Source organism: Corynebacterium otitidis ATCC 51513, assembly GCF_000296405.1.
GTDB lineage: Bacteria > Actinomycetota > Actinomycetes > Mycobacteriales > Mycobacteriaceae > Corynebacterium > Corynebacterium otitidis.
On sequence record NZ_JH815192.1, the window covers coordinates 395,104 to 412,392 of the forward strand.

The 17,289-nt window shown below is 70.9% G+C and carries 18 protein-coding genes, 1 tRNA gene and 1 pseudogene; 8 read left to right on the top strand and 12 right to left on the bottom strand.

Features of this window, described 5'->3' with window-relative positions; genetic code table 11:
- Window positions 1-38 precede the first annotated feature (38 nt).
- From HMPREF9719_RS01740 to mca, 4 genes are all read right to left on the bottom strand, one after another.
- Window positions 39-821, bottom strand: coding sequence for an isoprenyl transferase (locus tag HMPREF9719_RS01740; RefSeq protein WP_004600241.1), 783 nt, complete (start codon window positions 819-821; stop codon window positions 39-41).
- A gap of 87 nt (window positions 822-908) precedes the next feature.
- Complete coding sequence (locus HMPREF9719_RS01745; RefSeq protein ID WP_004600242.1) at window positions 909-2,183, bottom strand: MFS transporter; 1,275 nt, start codon at window positions 2,181-2,183, stop codon at window positions 909-911.
- Between the two features lie 329 nt (window positions 2,184-2,512).
- A complete protein-coding gene (locus HMPREF9719_RS01750) occupies window positions 2,513-2,821 on the bottom strand; it encodes a hypothetical protein (RefSeq protein ID WP_004600243.1) in 309 nt (102 codons plus the stop codon).
- A gap of 111 nt (window positions 2,822-2,932) precedes the next feature.
- A complete protein-coding gene (gene mca, locus HMPREF9719_RS01755) occupies window positions 2,933-3,790 on the bottom strand; it encodes a mycothiol conjugate amidase Mca (RefSeq protein WP_174269519.1) in 858 nt (285 codons plus the stop codon).
- A gap of 256 nt (window positions 3,791-4,046) precedes the next feature.
- Here mca and HMPREF9719_RS01760 point away from each other — a divergent pair, with 256 nt between their 5' ends.
- From HMPREF9719_RS01760 to HMPREF9719_RS01770, 3 genes are all read left to right on the top strand, one after another.
- Entirely contained in the window at window positions 4,047-4,499 is a 453-nt protein-coding gene (locus tag HMPREF9719_RS01760) for a DUF4307 domain-containing protein (RefSeq protein ID WP_004600245.1), read from the top strand.
- 159 nt (window positions 4,500-4,658) lie between these two features.
- Window positions 4,659-5,180, top strand: coding sequence for a transcription elongation factor GreA (greA, locus tag HMPREF9719_RS01765; RefSeq protein ID WP_004600246.1), 522 nt, complete (start codon window positions 4,659-4,661; stop codon window positions 5,178-5,180).
- A 64-nt stretch (window positions 5,181-5,244) separates the two neighbouring features.
- Window positions 5,245-5,667: a hypothetical protein gene (locus tag HMPREF9719_RS01770; RefSeq protein ID WP_004600247.1), complete on the top strand. Its 423-nt coding sequence runs from the start codon at window positions 5,245-5,247 to the stop codon at window positions 5,665-5,667.
- A 205-nt stretch (window positions 5,668-5,872) separates the two neighbouring features.
- Here HMPREF9719_RS01770 and HMPREF9719_RS01775 read toward each other — a convergent pair whose 3' ends face one another.
- The 8 genes and pseudogenes from HMPREF9719_RS01775 to HMPREF9719_RS01805 form a co-directional block, all read right to left on the bottom strand.
- Entirely contained in the window at window positions 5,873-6,712 is an 840-nt protein-coding gene (locus HMPREF9719_RS01775) for a Bax inhibitor-1/YccA family protein (protein ID WP_004600248.1), read from the bottom strand.
- Between the two features lie 263 nt (window positions 6,713-6,975).
- Window positions 6,976-7,431, bottom strand: a pseudogene (locus HMPREF9719_RS09760) (Bax inhibitor-1/YccA family membrane protein).
- Window positions 7,386-7,823 (bottom strand): hypothetical protein, encoded by a 438-nt coding sequence (locus HMPREF9719_RS09765; protein ID WP_004600250.1) that lies wholly within the window; start codon window positions 7,821-7,823, stop codon window positions 7,386-7,388. The pseudogene HMPREF9719_RS09760 and the gene HMPREF9719_RS09765 overlap by 46 nt, the downstream one beginning before the upstream one ends.
- A gap of 335 nt (window positions 7,824-8,158) precedes the next feature.
- A tRNA-Leu gene (locus HMPREF9719_RS01785) sits at window positions 8,159-8,232 on the bottom strand.
- Window positions 8,233-8,301: 69 nt separating this feature from the next.
- A complete protein-coding gene (locus HMPREF9719_RS01790; RefSeq protein ID WP_004600251.1) occupies window positions 8,302-9,258 on the bottom strand; it encodes a Ppx/GppA phosphatase family protein in 957 nt (318 codons plus the stop codon).
- Window positions 9,255-9,824: a DUF501 domain-containing protein gene (locus HMPREF9719_RS01795; RefSeq protein WP_038075046.1), complete on the bottom strand. Its 570-nt coding sequence runs from the start codon at window positions 9,822-9,824 to the stop codon at window positions 9,255-9,257. Before HMPREF9719_RS01795 ends, HMPREF9719_RS01790 begins: the two co-directional genes overlap by 4 nt.
- A gap of 64 nt (window positions 9,825-9,888) precedes the next feature.
- Window positions 9,889-10,533 carry an FtsB family cell division protein gene (locus HMPREF9719_RS01800; protein ID WP_004600253.1) on the bottom strand — a complete coding sequence of 215 codons (645 nt, stop codon included), beginning with the start codon at window positions 10,531-10,533 and terminating at the stop codon, window positions 9,889-9,891.
- Between the two features lie 41 nt (window positions 10,534-10,574).
- Window positions 10,575-11,273, bottom strand: a complete 699-nt coding sequence (locus HMPREF9719_RS01805) for a metal-dependent transcriptional regulator (RefSeq protein WP_004600254.1) — start codon at window positions 11,271-11,273, stop codon at window positions 10,575-10,577.
- Between the two features lie 164 nt (window positions 11,274-11,437).
- On the opposite strand from HMPREF9719_RS01805, the gene HMPREF9719_RS01810 reads away from it, so the two are divergent.
- The 5 genes from HMPREF9719_RS01810 (at window position 11,438) to HMPREF9719_RS01830 (ending at window position 17,253) form a co-directional block, all read left to right on the top strand.
- Window positions 11,438-12,454: a metal ABC transporter solute-binding protein, Zn/Mn family gene (locus tag HMPREF9719_RS01810; RefSeq protein ID WP_004600255.1), complete on the top strand. Its 1,017-nt coding sequence runs from the start codon at window positions 11,438-11,440 to the stop codon at window positions 12,452-12,454.
- Window positions 12,438-13,184 carry a metal ABC transporter ATP-binding protein gene (locus HMPREF9719_RS01815; protein WP_004600256.1) on the top strand — a complete coding sequence of 249 codons (747 nt, stop codon included), beginning with the start codon at window positions 12,438-12,440 and terminating at the stop codon, window positions 13,182-13,184. Before HMPREF9719_RS01810 ends, HMPREF9719_RS01815 begins: the two co-directional genes overlap by 17 nt.
- Before the next feature lie 65 nt (window positions 13,185-13,249).
- Window positions 13,250-14,128: a metal ABC transporter permease gene (locus HMPREF9719_RS01820; protein WP_004600257.1), complete on the top strand. Its 879-nt coding sequence runs from the start codon at window positions 13,250-13,252 to the stop codon at window positions 14,126-14,128.
- A gap of 495 nt (window positions 14,129-14,623) precedes the next feature.
- On the top strand, window positions 14,624-16,594 hold the full coding sequence (locus tag HMPREF9719_RS01825) for a hypothetical protein (RefSeq protein ID WP_004600258.1): 1,971 nt from the start codon (window positions 14,624-14,626) through the stop codon (window positions 16,592-16,594).
- On the top strand, window positions 16,591-17,253 hold the full coding sequence (locus HMPREF9719_RS01830) for an ABC transporter ATP-binding protein (protein ID WP_004600259.1): 663 nt from the start codon (window positions 16,591-16,593) through the stop codon (window positions 17,251-17,253). Before HMPREF9719_RS01825 ends, HMPREF9719_RS01830 begins: the two co-directional genes overlap by 4 nt.
- Window positions 17,254-17,289 lie beyond the last annotated feature (36 nt).

Sequence of the window (17,289 nt, forward strand, 5' to 3'; positions counted from 1 at the left end):
CCGGCAGGGGTGGCCGGCCGCGGGAAGCTGGCGCGGGGCTACTTCCCGAAGCGGCGGGAGCGCTTCGAGTAGGCGCGCAGCGCGCGCAGGAAGTCGACGCGGCGGAAGGCCGGCCAGTAGGTGTCGGTGAACCAGATCTCCGAGTAGGCCGACTGCCACAGAAGGAACCCGGAGAGCCGCTGCTCCCCCGAGGTGCGGATGACGAGGTCGGGGTCGGGCTGGCCCGAGGTGTAGACGTGCTCGGAGATGGCGTCCGCGGTCACCAGCTCGGGGAGCTCCTCGGCGGAGTGCCCGGCGGCGACCTTCTCCTTGAGCAGGCGGCGCACGGCGTCGACGATCTCCTGGCGGCCGCCGTAGCCCACGGCGATGTTGACCTCGATGCCGTCCTTGTGGCTCGTGGCGTCCGCGGCGCGCTGGAGCCGCTCGACGATGACGTCGGGCAGCAGCTCGAGGCGCCCGACGAGCCGGATACGGCAGTCGTTCTCCTTGCGGGCGAGCTCGCCGACGACGTCGGCGATGATCGGCAGCAGCGCGGTGAGCTCCTCCCTGGAGCGGGAGAGGTTCTCCGTGGAGAGGAGGTAGACGGTGACGATCTCGACCTCGGTGTCGCGGCACCAGCGCACGAGCTCGCCGATCTTCTTCGCGCCGACGCGGTGGCCGTGGCTGACGTCCTCGAAGCCGCACTCGCGCGCCCAGCGGCGGTTCCCGTCGCACATCACCGCGAGGTGCCTCGGCTGGGGCATCCCGTCGAGCTCCCGCATGAGGCGCGCCTCGTAGACGGGGTAGAGCATGCGCTGCGGGATCGGCTTCACGGCCGCCATCTTAGCCGGGACGGCCCCAAACGCCGGAAGCGGCCGGGGCGGGCGCCAGGCCCGTCCCCGGCCGCCGACGGCCGATGCCCCGCGGGTCTAGTCGCCCTGCTGCGCCGCGACGCGGCGGTTCTCCAGGGCGAGCGAGCGGAACCGGACGATGAGCCCGATGCCCATGACGGTGACGACCGCGGCGAGGATCGCGAGCGCCCACTGCAGGCCGATGACGTCGGAGAGCAGCCCGACCGCCAGGGTGGGCAGCGAGTTGCCGGCGAAGGTCTTCGCGAAGAAGAACGCCGTCTGCTTGCTGGCCTTGTCGTCGTCGATGGTCTTGGGGAAGATGTCCGTCGCGACGACGAAGATGATGCCCAGGCTCACGCCGCCGGCCATCGCGCCGGCGAGCCCGACGATCCCGGAGAACCACGACGCCTCCCCGGCGGCGAAGGCGATGCCCACGCCCGCGGCGGTGAGGATCGCGCCCGCGACGTTGACGGGGATCCAGATGAGCAGCTGGGAGATGGACTTCGACATGGTGCGGGTGAGCAGCTGGCCGCCCATCATCGCCATGAAGAAGATGAACGGCACGAACGCGGCGATCGGCGGGGCGACGGTGTCGCCGATGAGGCCGCCAAGCCCCAGGTAGAGCCCGCCCAGGGTCCACACCGTGCCGGCCGCCAGGCCCGCGGTGGAGATCCACTTCGCGTGGAGCTCCTTCGGCGCGGAGAAGTCGAAGAGGTTCTGCTTCTCCTCGGCGGAGTCGCCGACCTTGCGCTTCGCGTCCTCCCCGCGGGGGCGGATGACCTGCGTGCCGACGAGGAACACGATGGTCATGACGATGTGGATCGCGAAGAGCCACCGGTCGATGTTGTCGGCGCTACCCTCGAGCGCCTTCGCGCCGAACAGGCCGACGCCCAGGCCGCCCGAGGCGACGAGCGAGAGGATCATCGCGTCGAACCGGCCCCAGCCGCGCTTCTGCAGCGAGATGAGCAGCTGCGGGGCGGCGGAGTTGAGGAACGCGACGGTGATGCCCTGCAGCGCGCGGCCGAGGAAGAGCATCCACGTCGCCGCCGAGGAGACGAACACGACGTCGGCGACGACGAGCATGCAGATGCCGATGACGTAGAGCTGGATCGGCGTGATCTTTTTCAGGATCAGCGGGGTGAGCAGCAGCGTCGGCAGCAGCGCGAAGAGGTACGTCGCGAAGATGAGCGTCTGCACCGACGTCGCGAAGTCGTAGCGGGCCCGGTAGGTATCGAACGTCCCGGACGCCATGCCGGCTGCCACGAACGCGAGCAGCATGCCGACGGGTATGGCGTGGAAGAGGATCCGGCGACGCAACAGGCTGCTCTGGCCGGGCTGGCCGGTCTGAGACATAAAATCCGCACACCTTTCACAAACCACAGTTGACGGACCCCGGCGAGGCCTTGAGGCGAGAGCCCCCGCGGGGGTGGTTCCTCGCCGGCCACGGCTACGGCTATGATCCCGCAGCATTTTCTTGGGGCTTAGCAACTAGCTTACGGACGAATCGCTATGTTGTCCAAGGCACAACACGGTTGATACGCTAAAAGTTTTGCAGCGAACGAAAGCCGGCTCCCGGCACGCCAAAAGCCCCCGGAAACCGGCGTTTCCGGGGGCTTTAAGGTTCGATTATGCGGACACTGTGCGCCGCGTCTCTTTTTTGAGGATGTATTTCCTTCCGGGCGCTAGATCCACGTGCGCTTCGCGCGGTCGAGGATCCCGGCCTCGGCCATGGCCTTGTCGATGGCGTCCTGGTCGAAGGGGTCGATGCCGTTGCGCTCGGCGAAGACGCGCCGGCGCACGAAGCGCTTGTGCCGGCGGTAGAACGCCCAGCCGAGCCACAGCACCGCGGCGAGCAGCGCGACGAGCACGAAGAGGCCGACCGGGGAGGCCTTGCCGAACTCCGGCCCGAGCGGGCCGCCGCGCTGCTGCTGCGCGAGCACGGCGCTGCCTGCCTCGCCCGCATAAAAAGCGACTGTGTCCCACGTCGTCATCGGCTCGTCGCCACTCTCCCTTCCCGGATCGGCGGATCGCCTAAATACTACGACCGGCGGCCCGGCGCGCCGAATCCGCCGCCCCGGCGGGCCGGCCCGGGCGCGGCCTAGTTATTCGGCGGGCTCGTCGATGCCGCTGAACAGGTCGTCCTCGGGGATGGAGGTCGCCACCCGCGAGCCCGCGAGCTCGAACTCCTCGGTGGGCCACACCTCGGCCTGCAGCTCGGTGGGCACCGCGAGGAACGCGCCCGACGGGTCGATCTGCGTGGCGTGCGCCGTGAGCGCCGCCGCGCGCCGCGGGAAGTACTCCCCGCAGGTGACCTGGGTGGTCACCCGGTCCATGACGTCCCCGCTGTCGGGGTCCATCCGCTCGAGGATCGAGCCGAACGGGCTCGGCCGGTTCTCCTCCATGAGCCGGCGGTGGAGCAGCACCATGCGCGCCTTGGGGAAGCCGTGGGTGTAGTAGAGCTTCTCCGGCTCCCAGGGCTCGCCGGCCTCCGGGGCGTAGTCGGGGTCGCCGGAGCGCTCCCACGCGATCATGGAGAGCTCGTGGACCTTTAAGTGGTCGGGGTGCGGGTAGCCGCCGTTCTCGTCGTAGGTGATGAGCACGTGGGGCCGAAACTCGCGCACCTGCGCCACGAGCCGGGCTGCCGCGGCGTCGGTGTCCTCGAGCGCGAAGCAGCCCTCGGGGAGCGCGGGCAGCGGATCGCCCTCGGGCAGCCCGGAGTCGACGTAGCCCAGCCAGGCGTGCTCGACGCCGAGCGCCCGCGCGGAGGCGGCCATCTCCTGGCGGCGGACCTGCTCGATGCGCTCCTTGACCCCGGGCTTGTCCATCGCGGGGTTCAAGATGTCGCCGCGCTCCCCGCCGGTGCAGGTGACGACCTTCACCCGGTGCCCCTCGGCGGCGTAGCGCGCCAGCGTCGCCGCGCCCTTGGAGGCCTCGTCGTCGGGGTGGGCATGGATCGCCATGAGCCGAAGATCGCTCGCCACAGGTCGTCCTTTCGCGTCGTTCGGGCCGGGACCCGCGCCGGGCCCGGGTGCGGTCCGGGGCCGCGCGGGCGCGGCGCTCGCCGCCGCCACCCCGCCATGCTAACCCCGGCGCGCGCCCCGCCCGCCCGGCGGCGTTCCCGCGGGATGAAACGCCCGGTTTATCATGAGTGTCGCGCGCCCGCGCAACCCTCCCGCCCAGTTCGACCCGCGCCGCCCGCGCGGAAAGGAGCGCCCCATGGCTAAGCCGCCAAAGGCCCCCGCCGACCGCTACGGCTCCCGGCGGCGCGCCGCGTCGGGGCGCTGGGTCGTCATCGGGCTCGGCGTGCTCATCGCGCTCGCGCTGGCGGCGTCCGCGGCGGTGATCTTCACCCGCGACGAGCAGACGGTGCGCGCGACGATGACGAACTTCGAGCGCGTCGACGACGACACGATGAGCTTAAGCATCGACATCGAGCGCGACGAGCCGGAGCGCGACAGCTACTGCATCGTCACCGCGCTCGACTACTCGATGGCGGAGGTGGGCCGCCGGGAGGTGCCGGTGCCCGCCGGCGGGCCGGGCGTCATCAGCGTCGACGTGGAGCTGCCCACCCGGGACGTGCCGGTCTCCGGCGGGGTGTACGGCTGCTCCACGGAGATTCCCGAGCACCTCGAGGTGCCGCCCCGCGCCGCGGCGGACGACGCCTCCTGATGTGCTAGGGTTTTTGCTATCTGCGGCCATTGACCTGGGCTTTTAGCCGCCCCTCGGACGGGGGCCGGCCACGGCCCTTAAAGCTAAGGTGGCATGGCCGCTCAGTCAGTGCCCCGGGAGCCAGAGCCGGGGCGAGCACGCGGTTGGAAAGGATGTGTCATGGCAGACGAGCCGAAGCAGTACATCACCCCGGAGACGAAGGAGAAGCTCGAGCGGGAGCTTCAGGAGCTCATCGACCACCGCCCGGTCGTCGCCGCGGAGATCAACGAGCGCCGCGAGGAGGGCGATCTTAAGGAGAACGCCGGCTACGACGCCGCCCGCGAGATGCAGGACCAGGAGGAGGCCCGCATCAAGCAGATCTCCGAGATCCTCGCGAACTCCACCACGGAGCGCACCGCGGTCGCGGAGGGCGTCGCCCACGTCGGTTCGGTCGTGCACGTCTACTACAACGACGACAAGGACGACAAGGAGACCTTCCTCATCGGCACGCGCGCCGCGGCTTCCGACAACAAGGACTTAGAGACCTACTCCGAGCAGTCCCTGCTCGGCGCGGCGATCATCGGCGCCTCCGAGGGCGAGACCCGCGAGTACTCCGCGCCCAACGGCCGCACCATCCGGGTGACGATCGAGTCGGCGGCGCCGTACGACTCCGCGAAGGCCGCCACCCCGCGCGGCGCCTAGCCGGCCCCGCCGCCTCGCGCTCCCCAGCCCCGACCAGCCTCCCGAGACAAGGACGTCTTTTCTCATGCACTCCCGTTTTCTCCCCGCCACCGCCGCGCTGGTGACCGCCGCGGCCGCCCTCGCCGCGTGCAGCCCGCCGCACCAGCAGCCCTCCACCGAGAAGGTCGACACCGTCACCGACGCGCCCGCCCCGGCCCCCAGCCACGCCGAGGGCGCCGACGCCGCGATCGGCGATAACGCCTCCCCGCGCTACGCCTCCTGCCTCGCGGAGCCGGAGGTGCGCCCGAGCACGATCCAGGCCGACTGCACCGACTCCGACGCCATTGTCGAGGACATCGAGTGGGCGGAGTGGACCAACGAGTCCGCGACCGGCACCGGCACCCTCGACGGCGAGGACGTCGAGGTCGAGGTCTCCCAGCCCGTCGAGGTCGACGACGGGGTGCTCTTCACCGTCCTCGAGATCGACGGCGAGCCCGTCGCCCCCTAAGGGGCGAGCCCGCTCCCCCGGCGCGCGGGGCCTCCGACGCCCCCCGCTTCGACTCTCCGACGCCCCCGGGTGATTTCCCCGGGGGCGTCGCCGCGTCCCCAGGCCCTTCGCCTGTGCCCGGCCGGGGCCGGGCATAAAAAAGCTCCCCGCCTTACCCGGCCTGAGGCCGGGTCGGCGGGGAGGCCCAAGAGGGGCTCGGGGAGTCCTAGTTGTCGCTGCGCGCGAAGATCGCGATGAGGCGCAGGATCTCGGTGTAGAGCCACACCAGCGTCACCGCGAGGCCGAGCGCCACGCCCCACGCCTCCTTCGAGGGCGCCTGGGCGCGCACGAGCTTGTCGGCGACGTCGAAGTCCTGGAGGAAGCTCAGCGCGGCAAGCACGATGCACACGAGCGAGAAGATGATCCCGATCGGGCCCGCGTCGCGCAGGATGAGCCCCCCGCCGGTGAACAGGCTGACCACAAGGTTGACGAGCAGCAGCACGGCCACGCCGGCGATGCAGGCGGTGAGCACGCGGGAGAACTTGTTCGTCACCTTGATCGCGCCGACCTTGTAGACGACGAGCATGCCGGCGAACACGCCGAGCGTGCCGACGATGGCTTGCGCGATGATCGCCCCGGCGTTCTCGTTGCCGATGAGCACCCCGGAGAACACCATCGAGAAGCCGCCGACGAACAGGCCCTCGAACACGGCGTAGGTGATCGTCGTGGCCGGCGAGCCGAAGTTGCGCTTAAACGACCAGACGAGAACGGTGATGAACCCGCCGATCGCGCCGACGCCCGTGAGCAGCATGGAGATGCCCGGGTTGCCGGTCGCGACGGACAGCCCGAAGCTCACCGCCGCGGCGGCGACGATGATCGCCAGGGTGATGCCGGTCTTGATGACGACGTCGTCGACGGTGATCGGCCGGTCCTGCGAGCGCGGCGGCGCCGCGGGCGCGGCCGGCTCGGCCGGGCTGCCGAAGCCCTGATAGCCCTGGTTTTGGCCCTGCTCGGTGTAGCGCTCCGCGCCGGGAAGGCGCGCCATGACGGGGTTGTTGCTGCGCATAGAGCCTCCGTCTCCATCCTTTCCTGGACGTTCGTTGGTTCGTTGCGGCGCCCGCGAAGTGTCGCGGGCGAAACTAGTTAGCGTCCACATGCTTCAACGAGTGGGAGGGGACGGAAGTTCCCGCCTGGCGACACAAGAACAGCCCCGCCCGGGCCCGGCGCGGGATCCCGGTGGCGTGCCGCGGGGGTCTCCCCCACCGCCTGCGGGCGCCCGCCGCGGTGAGCGCGGGGCAGGTGCGTCCCGGGCGCGGCCGGCGCGAGGGGTTAGTCGTCGTCGCGCGTGAGGTGCGCAAAGAAGATGAGGATCTCGATGTAGAGCCACACCAGCGTCACCGAGAGCCCCAGCGCCAGGGCCCACGCCTCCCTGGCGGGCGCCTAGGCGCGCACGAGCTGCTCGATGACCTCGAACTCCACCTGGAAGCTCACCGTGGCGCCGAAGATGCACACGAGCGCGAAGACGATCCCAACCTCTCCCCCGTCGAACGGGACGAGCTCGCCGCCGCTGATGAGGCTGGCGACGGCGTTGACGAGCACGATCGCCGCCAGGCCGGCGATGAAGGGAACCAGGAACTGGAAGAGGCAGCCCACCGCGTCGACGTCTTTCGTCGAGGCCTTGTAGACGACGAGCGTCCCCGCGAACACGCCGATCGTGCCGACGACCGCCTGCGTGATGATCACGCCGGAGTCGGGGATGCCGTCGACCTCGCCGAGGAGGGCCATCGAGAAGCTGCCGACCAGGAATCCCTCGAACACCGCGAAGGTGATCGTCGCGGCCGGGAGCCGTGGCTGCCCCTCGACGACCAGGCACACACGGTGATGAGCCCGCCGATCGCGCTGATCAGGCCGATCGCCGCGGCGACGCGTTCGTCGCCGATCGCGGTGGACAGCCCGAAGCCGCCCACCGCGGCGGCCACGATGACCGCCAGGGCGATGCCGGTGGTGATGACGACGTCGTCGACGGTGAGCGGCCGGTCCCGCTCCTGCAGCGCCGCCGCGGGCGCGGCCGGCTCGGCGGGGTTGCCGAAGCCCTGGTAGCCCTCCTGGTTCTCGTCCCGGACGGCGTAGCGCTCCGCACCGGCCAGGCGGCCCATGATGGGGTTGCCGCTGTGCATCAGACCTCCGCCTCCATCGTTTTACGGAAACGATCGTCGATGCGTCTCGGCGCCCGCCCTGTGGCTCGGGCGGGGATGCCGGGCGTCCACGCCTGTCACTTTCCGGGCGGGCCGGGCTGGTGAGGGAGGATCGTGGTGTCCGGCCGCGTTCGAACCGACATCGAGCGGATTATAAGCGGCCCCAGAGACGCACTTCCCCCAAAGAGGTGTGCACAAGCCGCGAAGCTCCGCGCCGAGCGCGGCGCGCGGGTCGGGGCGCGACAGGGCGGGCGCGGCGAACGGCGCCGGCGGAGAAACAGCGGCAGCCGAAACGATCAAGCGTACCGCGACAACGGTGCCCCCGGTCGGGTTCGAACCGACACTGAACGGATTTTAAGTCCGCCGCCTCTGCCAGTTGGGCTACGGGGGCCGGGCGCTTACGCCGGGGCGCGGGGCGCCCCGGCGGCTCGCCGAGAATCAGAGTCTACTAGGCGGCCCGCTACGAGCGTGCGCGGAGGTCGCCGATGATCCCGTCGAGGATGTCCATCTCGGAGATGACGAACGAGCGCGGCTCGGCGATCTCCTCGATCATCGCCATGACCTCCTCGACGATGACGACGCCCGCGCCGATGACGTCGGCGCGGCCCTGGTGCATGACCGGGTTGTGGGCGCGGGTCGCCGAGTCCTCGCGGCGCAGCTGCCGGGTGATGACCCGCAGCGCGTCGAAGTTGAGCTCCGAGCCGTGGATCGCCGCCGGGTCGTAGCGCTCCAGGCCCTGCGCCAGCGCGGAGAGCGTCGTGAACGTGCCCGCGCAGCCCACGAACGTCTTCGCCTTCTCCACGGGCACGAGGGCGCGCACCTCGGAGAGCCGCTCGCGGATGTAGTCGCGGGCGATCTCCGTCTCCGCGTCGGTGGGCGGGTCGGCGCGCATGATCCGCTCGCTGAGCCGCACGCAGCCCATCTGCGTCGAGTGGGAGCCGAAGATCTCGCCGTCGGTGTTGCCGACGACGAACTCCGTCGAGCCGCCTCCTAAGTCGATGACGCAGAACGGGCCGCGCTCGGGCTTCAGGAACTGCACCGCCCCGTCGAAGGAGAGCTGCGCCTCCTCCTCGCCGGAGATGACCTCCGCGCGGGCGCCCGGCTCGACCTGGCCGAGGAGCTCCTCGGTCATCGCAAAGAAGTCCTCCCGGTTCTTCGCGTCGCGCACCGCCGAGGTCGCGACCATGCGGACCCGCTCGACTCCCTCGAAGCGCATCCGGGCGACGTAGTCGGTGAGCACCTCCCGGGCCCGCTCGATGGCCTCCGGGTTGATCTCGTGGGTGGCGTCCACGCCCTGCCCGACGCGCACGATGCGCATCTCCCGGGTGATCTCCCGGCGCCGGCCCACGGGGTCGACGTCGCTGATGAGCAGGCGCAGCGAGTTCGTGCCGCAGTCGATGGCGGCCAGCTTGGTCATCGGTTCGCCTCCGCGTTGCTGAAGTCGAAGTCGGAAAGGCTAATGCCCAGCTCCTCGGTCGTGGGCCAGTCCTCGGACACCGCGGTGCCGCGCAGCCCGCCGTGCTCCGCGGCGAGCGCCACGGCCTCGGTGCCGAGCCGCACCCTCTCTGGCCCCTCGGCGAGCGCGTAGGCGATGAGCACGTGCAGGCACTTCACCCGCTCCGGCATGCCGCCGGCGGAGAAGTCCGTGCCTAAGTCCTCGATCTCGTCGCGCTTGGCGAGGTAGTGCTCGTGGGCGGCCCGGTAGTCCGCGGCGAGCCCCTCGTCCGCTCCCAGCCGGTCGGTCATCCACGCCATGACGCGCGCGACCTCGAGCCGGGAGGCCTCGGCGGTGAGCCTGGGGTCGGTGAGGTAGTAAAGCGTGGGAAACGGCGTGCCGTCGGGCAGCCTCGGCGCGGTGGTGATCACCGCCGGCTGGCCGTCGGGGGTGCGATACGCCACCCCGATCACGCCCCTGGGGCGCCGGCCCAGCTGCTCGGCGACGACGTCGAGGTCCGCCGCTAAGGACTCGTCGGAGGAGTGCATGGGGCCATTCTTCCACGCCCACACGGCCTGCCGCCGGGCCGGGCCCGGGCGGGGTAATCGCGGGCTAGCCCTGCGGCGGGGCGGGCTCGTCGCCCTCGGGCTCGCCGCCGCCCTCGCCGGGGTCGGGCTTCCCGCCGGGCTCCTCACCCTCGGGCGCCGGGGGCTCCTCGATCGGGAGGTTCGAGCCGGTGGGGGCCTCCTCCTCCTCGCCGTCGAGCGGCTCCACGGGCTCGGCGATGGAGTCCCAGAGCACCTGCCACCACGGGCGGTGCTCCTCGCCTCCCTCGCCGCCTTGGCCCTCGGCCTCGTCCATGCCGGGGTCGATGATGCGGAAGGCGGTCTCCCCCTCGCCCACGACGGAAAGCCTCTTGCGCGCCTGCTCTCGCACGTAGGCCTCGGACTCGTAGTCGGAAAGCACCGACTCGAGCTCCTCGATGTGGCGCTCCTTGTCCTCGATGGCCTGCTCGGCGCGGGCGATCTCGGAGCGGCCCTCGAAGTAGTTCGTCAGCGGCCTCGCCACCGCGAGCAAGATGACGAGGAAGACGAGCACGAAGATGAGGACCTCGCCCGCCGAGAGTCGCGCCAGGCGAACCCGAGGCAGGCGCCGCCGCTTCGCCGGGGCCTGGTCCCGGCCCGAAACGGGGACCCGCCTGGGCCGCCCGCCCCCGCGGCGCGGCGCCTGCCCGCGCTCCTGCCTGCTGCCTGTCATCGCCGACCCATCCTAGCGCCCCGGCCACCCGGGGCGGGAGGTCAGGAGAGCAGCTCGACCTGGATCTCGCCGAGCGCGCCGGCCGGGATGTCGACCGGCCCGCCCGGCGGCTCGTGGCCCTCGGGGGCGCTGAGGACCGAGAAGCGCGCGAGCTGCGGGTAGGGGCGCTCCTCGACGCGCAGCTCCGCGCCGGGCAGGACGCCCTGGGCGGTCATGTGGCGCAGGAACTCCTCGTCGCGGTCCCGAAGCCTCGAGACTCGCACCCGCTGGCCCGGGGCGGCCTCGGAGAGGACGACGTCGTCGACCGGCGCGAGGCGGCCCGACGCGTCGGGGATGGGGTCGCCGTGCGGGTCGCGGTCCGGGCGCCCGAGGCGCTCGTCGACGCGAGCGATGAAGAGGTCGCTCACGGCGTGCTCCAGGACCTCGGCCTCGTCGTGGACCTCCTCGACGCCGTAGCCGAGCTCGCGGACGAGGAAGGTCTCGATGAGCCGGTGGCGCCGCACGAGCTGGATCGCGAAGCCGCGGCCCTGCTCGGTGAGCTTCACGTCCGCGTAGGGGGCGTGCTCGACGAGCCCGCCGCCCGCCAGCCGCTTGACCGCCTCGGAGGTCGTCGAGCGGCGCTGCCCCATCGCCTCGGCGAGCGCGGAGAGCCCCACGCCGCGCGTGCCCGCCCATTCCTCAAGGTCATAGATGTGCTTGAGGTAGTCCTGGGAGCGCTCCGGGAGCTCGTCGAGATGCATGGCCCCCGATACTAACTCACCCCCGCCCCGCCCGGACCCGGCGAGCGCCCGCCAGGTTTCAGCCCCACAGCTCCCCCGGACCGGTCGAGACCGGAAGCCACAGTTCCGCCCGGTGCTATGCTCAGTTAAGTCGTATTGAACTTTCTTCTTAGTTGGAGAGCATCATGATTCGATCCTTCCTCCCGACCCCGGACTCCGAGGCCCCGGCCTCCCCGCGCCGCGGGCTCACCGTCCTCGCCGCGGTCGCCGCGTCCGCCGGCCTGGCTCTGGCGGGCTGCTCGGATGCCGAGGAGCCGGACACCGCCGCAGAAGGTGGCGGCGAGACCGAGGCCGAGGAGAGCGGCTCCGCGAACGTCGGCGACGTCGACGTGCTCACCACGTTCACGATCCTCGCGGACATCACCCAGGAGATCGCCGGCGACGAGCTCTCCGTCGCGTCCCTGACGCTGCCGGGCGCGGAGATCCACGGCTACGACCCCACCCCGGGCGATATCACCGCCGCGGCGAACGCCGACCTGGTCATCGCCAACGGGCTGGGCCTCGAGGACTGGGTCGACCGCCTGCTCGTCGACTCGGATGCGACCCGCGTCGAGGCCTCCGAGGGCGTCGACGTCATCGACATCGAGAACACCGACCACCCGAACCCGCACGCGTGGATGAGCCCGAAGGAGGCTCTCACCTACGTCGACAACATCACCAAGGCGCTCTCCGAGTACCGCCCGGAGTCGGCCGAGACCTTCGAGCAGAACGCCGAGGCCTACAAGGAGAAGATCTCCCAGGTCGGCGAGCAGATGCTCGCGGGGCTCGAGGAGCTGCCCGAGAACCAGCGGGTGCTCTCCACCTGCGAGGGCGCGTTCAGCTACCTCACGCGCGACGCGGACCTCGAGGAGAACTACATCTGGGCGGTGAACTCCGACGAGGAGATCACCCCGCAGAACATCCGCCGCGCCGTCGAAGGGCTCGAGGAGAACGAGGTGCCCGCCCAGTTCTGCGAGTCGACCGTCGACGACGGCCCGAAGGAGCAGGTCATCGAGGAGGCCGACCACGAGGTGCGCGACGGCGGCACCCTGTACGTCGACTCGCTGACCGAGGAGGACGGCGACGCGCCGACCTACCTCGACCTGCTCACCTTCGACGCGGATACCATCGTCTCGGGGCTCACGGGTGAGGGCGACGAGTAGCGCTGTCGCCGTCGAGGGTCTAAGCGTCAGCTACGGCACGCACCTCGCCCTCGACGACGTCACCCTCGACCTCAAGGCCGGGGAGATCACCGGGCTCATCGGCGGCAACGGCGCGGGCAAGTCCACGCTGTTCAAATCCATCATGGGCCAGCTGCACCCGACCGCCGGCGCGGTGCGCTACCCCGGCATCGGCTCGGGCACGATCGGCGCGGCGCTCAAGGCGAACGCCCTGTCCTACGTGCCGCAGTCGGAGAAGGTCGACTGGAGCTTCCCCATCACCGTGCGCGAGGTCGTCATGCACGGCCGCTACGGCTTCATGGGCCCGCTGCGGATCCCTAAGTCCCGCGACCGCGAGGCCGTCGACGCCGCGCTCGAGCGCACCCGCCTCACGGAACTCGCCGGGCGCCAGATCGGGCAGCTCTCCGGCGGGCAGCGCAAGCGCGCCTTCGTCGCCCGCGGCATCGCCCAAGACGCGAGCCTCATGCTCCTCGACGAGCCCTTCGCCGGGGTCGACAAGGTCAGCGAGCAGACCATCGTCCAGCTCCTCAACGAGCTCTCCGCGGACGGCCGGATGGTCTTCCTCGCCACCCACGACCTCGAGTCGGTGCCGAGGCTCTGCGACCGGGTGGTCATGCTCAACCGGCGCGTCGTCGCCGACGGCCCGCCGAGCGAGGTCATCGGCCGCGACAACCTCATTCGCGCCTTCGGCGCTGACCCGAAGCGTTCGTAGAGAACGCGAGAGCGCCTCCCGCCCCATCCCCTCCCCGACGCCCCACGAAAGCGAGTAACGCCGCGATGCTCGATCTCTTCACCGAACCGCTGAGCTACGGGTTCGTCACCCGGGCGCTGATCATCGGCTCGCTCACCGGACTGGTCGCGGGCCTTCTGTCGTGCTGGCTCATCCTCGTGGGCTGGTCGCTGCTCGGCGACGCGGTCTCCCACGCGGTGCTGCCCGGCGTGGTGATCTCCTATATCCTCGACTGGCCTTACGCGATCGGCGCGTTCATCGCCGCGCTCCTCGCAGTGGGGCTGGTGGGCTCGGTGCGGGAGCACACGACCTTGAAGTCGGACACGTCCATCGGAGTGGTCTTCACCGCGCTCTTCGCCTTCGGACTAGTGCTCGTCTCGGTGACGCCGTCGAGCACGAACCTCCAGGAGATCCTCTTCGGCAACCTGTTGGGCATCACCCGCGCCTCGCAGCTGCAGGTCATCGTCCTCGGACTCGTGGCGCTCGCGATCATCCTGCTGCGCCACCGCGACATGACCCTGTGGGCCTTCGACGCCGAGCACGCCCGCGCGATCGGCATCAACACCACCGCGGTGCGCTGGACGATCCTCGTGAGCCTCGCGCTCGTCGTCGTCGCCGCAACCCAGGCCGTCGGCGTCATCCTCGTCGTCGCGCTGCTCATCACCCCGGGCGCGACGGCGTTCCTACTCACCACCCGCTTCCAGCGGATGATGATCATCGCCCCTCTCACCGCGGTGGCCTCCACGTGGGCCGGGGTGTTCTTGAGCTTCCACCTGGACGTCTCCACGGGCGGCACGATCGTGCTCGTGCAGGCGGCGATCTTCCTCGTCGTCTACCTCTTCGGCCCCCGCGAGGGCCTCGTCACCACCGCGGCGCTGCGCCGCCGCCAGGCCCGCGCCGCCCGCGAGGCTCACGCCACGGCGTAGCCGCGACACCTACCCGACCACGCCGCGTTTTCGGCGGCGCCCGGCCCACCCCCGCGGGGGTGGGCCTCTTCTGTCGCTCCTCTCCTTTCTCTTCCCGGTTCTCCCCCGCCGGCGGGCGCGGCTTTTTGCACGCAGGATGGCCGGCGGGTGAACGACGATGGTCGCCTTTCGAAAACGCCAACGCCGACCCCCGAAAAGGCGGCTGATTTTCCCGCGCGGCGCCGGCCCATGAGCTCGGCATATTAATCTTCCCTAATTCTTATTCGGGCCGGGGACGGCAGCCGTCGCGACGCCTTATTTTTCAGCCGAAAGTGGGGTATGTTTCCTCCAACAGCGAGCCGTACACGGCCGACAACGGCCGCCTCGCGTTCTCTCGAAGGGAGAGGGGTTGTTCCCTCACAACAGCGCGCTGCGCCGCATCACCGACTCGTCCGACGAGGCGCCCCGCCGCGTCCGGGACGTCCCTCCGGTTTCCCCAGCGGCGGGTCGCTAGGCATGGCCGCCGTCGCGCTCAGGTCGACAACCATCCCGGCCCTCACCGTCACGCTCGCGGCGGGGCTGGCGGTCCTCTTCGGCTACTGGTCCGCGTGGATCCTGCAGAGCGCCGAGCCGCTGCACGCCGACGGCGCGTTCCAGGTGCGCTCGCTGGGGGATGATGCCTCCTTCGACGACGTCGTCGGCGAGCTCGACGGGATAGCCGCCGGCGCGGGCGAGACCCTCACCGTGGAGAAGAACCTCCCCGACACCCGCGTCATCTACGCCGACTCCGCCACCGCCGCGCGCTGGAAAGAGGGCGGCTACCCGGGACTGCCGCCCGGCGAGGCCGTCGAGGTCCACGAGCTCTCCGAGCTGCCGTTCGCGGAGTATCGGCAGACCTACTACCACTCCGGCGGGCAGCAGGTATTCGAGCGCTACGCGCGGGCACTCGACGAGCGGGGCATCGACTACCTCGAGTTCGGCTCCCAGTGGCTCGCCTACCTCCTCGGGCAGCGCGCGTTCGGCTCGCTCTTCTCGCTTGCCGTCTTCGCCCTCGCCGTCGTCGCGTTCCTCGCCACGACGGTCGCCGCGAAGCGGGAGGCCGTGGGCGCGCTGCACGGCGACTCGGTCGCCACAAGCGTCGCCCGGATCGTCGCCGCCACCCCGCTGCCCTGCTGGATCTTCGCGGCCGTGGCCACCGTTGCGCCGCCGGCGTGGCTGGCGGCCACCGGGCGCGGCGAGTCGCTGCCCGACTACCTGGTCGCCTGGGTGGCGATGCTGGCGGTCTTCCTCGCCGCGGCGGCAGCGGGGCTTTTCGCCGCGCGCATTGTGCTGCGCGCCCAGGCGATACCCCAGCTGCTGCGCGGGAAGCTCGCAACCCCGGTGGTGGTTGGCTCGAACCTCGTGGTTCGGGGCCTGAGCCTCGTCCTCGTCGCCGGGCTCGTCGTCGAGGCCGGGGCCCTCGGCGCGGAGGTAGCACGGCAACGCGAGGACAAACCCGCCTGGCAGGCCGTGACCGACGTCTACCGATTCGCCATCACCGGCGCCCGCGACGACCCCTCCGTCGACGAGGCAGTCCCCTCCCTCGCCGCCGCCGTCAGGGAGCTCGACGCCGAGGGCGCGGTGCTCTTCGCCAGCGCGACCCCCAACCCGGACGATGAGGAGGAGCTGCACTACAACTGGGCCGCGTTCGAGCGCTCGCTCTCGCCCGGCCCGGAGGGTCTCGGCATCACCGACGACGATCGGGCGGGCGGCGTGATCCTGGTGTCCCCCGCGGCGGGGCGGCAGGCCGCCCAATGGCTGATCGAGGAGGCGGCCGAGGAGGGCTTCAGCCCCCGCGTGGTCGAGGCCTCCGGCTACTCGGCCTTCACGTGGGACGCGGGACAGGCCGAGTGGCTGCCTAGCGCCACCCTTCACGAGCCGCCCATCCTCGTCTACCCCGAGGGCCGCCTCCCCAACGACGAGGAGATCCTCTCCGCGGTCTCCAACGGCAGCCTGACCATCACCGGCGAAGCCAACGCCCACCGGCTCGCCACAAACCCCGAGTCCGGCTCCCTCATCGAGGCCGTGGACCCGCTGGCCGCCACCTGGGCCGGGCATCACCGCACCGCGCTCACCACGCTCGCCACGCTGCTCGCCGGACTCCTCACCGCGGTGCTCATCCTCGCCGGCGCGACGGTGCTGTGCGCCCTGGCCGTGCGCCGCGCCGTCATCGGCCGCCACCGCGTCTACTGGCTGCTCGGGGTGCCGAGGACCAAACCCGTCGCCGCACTCGTCGCGCTCGAAGCGATCGTCGCCGTCGTCACCGCTGGCTACGTGCTGTGGTCGTGGCGGGAGTCCCGGTATCTCGCGTCGGTCAGCGACGAATTCGCCCACGCCAACGTGTTCCACCCCGCAGCGGTCGGCCTCGTGGCGGCGGTCGTCGTCGCGTCGTCCGCGCTCTGGCTCGCCATCGTGATCAACCGCCCTAGAAGGGAGAGACAGGCATGACCTCCGTCTCACCGATCATTTCGGCAACGGGTCTCGCCAAGACCATCGGGCAACGTACCCTGTGGCGGGGCCTCGACCTCGCCGTGAACCCCGGCGAGCTGGCCTGCATCACCGGCCCGTCCGGGTCCGGCAAGACCACGCTGCTCAACTGCATCGGCCTCATCGACCGGCCCGATCAGGGCACCATCGCGCTGACCGGGAGGAGCTTCGACCGCATCCGGGGACGGGCAGCACGACGTGCGAGGCGGGAGCTGCTGGGCTATCTGTTTCAGGACTTCGCTCTGATCGATCAGGACACCGTGGCCGACAACCTCGCGCTCGCACTGCCGGTCACCACCCGACGGAAAGACAAGAGTGCCGCGATCACCGAGGCGCTAGAAAAAGTAGGTCTCGCCGGCCGGGAGGGCGATCGGGTGTTTCAGCTTTCCGGCGGGGAGAAGCAGCGCGTCGCTCTGGCCCGGGTGTTGGTGCGCCGCCCGCCGGTGGTGTTGGCCGACGAGCCGACCGCCTCGCTGGATAGGGACAACGCGGCGGTCATCCTCGGCCTGCTGCGGGGCCTGGCGGAAGGTGGGGCGGGCGTGCTCATGGTCAGCCACGACCCCTGGGTCGTCGGCCAGGCCGACCGCACCATCGCCCTGGACGTGCGCCGGCCCTCCTGAGGGGAGATCCTTCCTCTCGGGCGGGCCGGCGGCGGG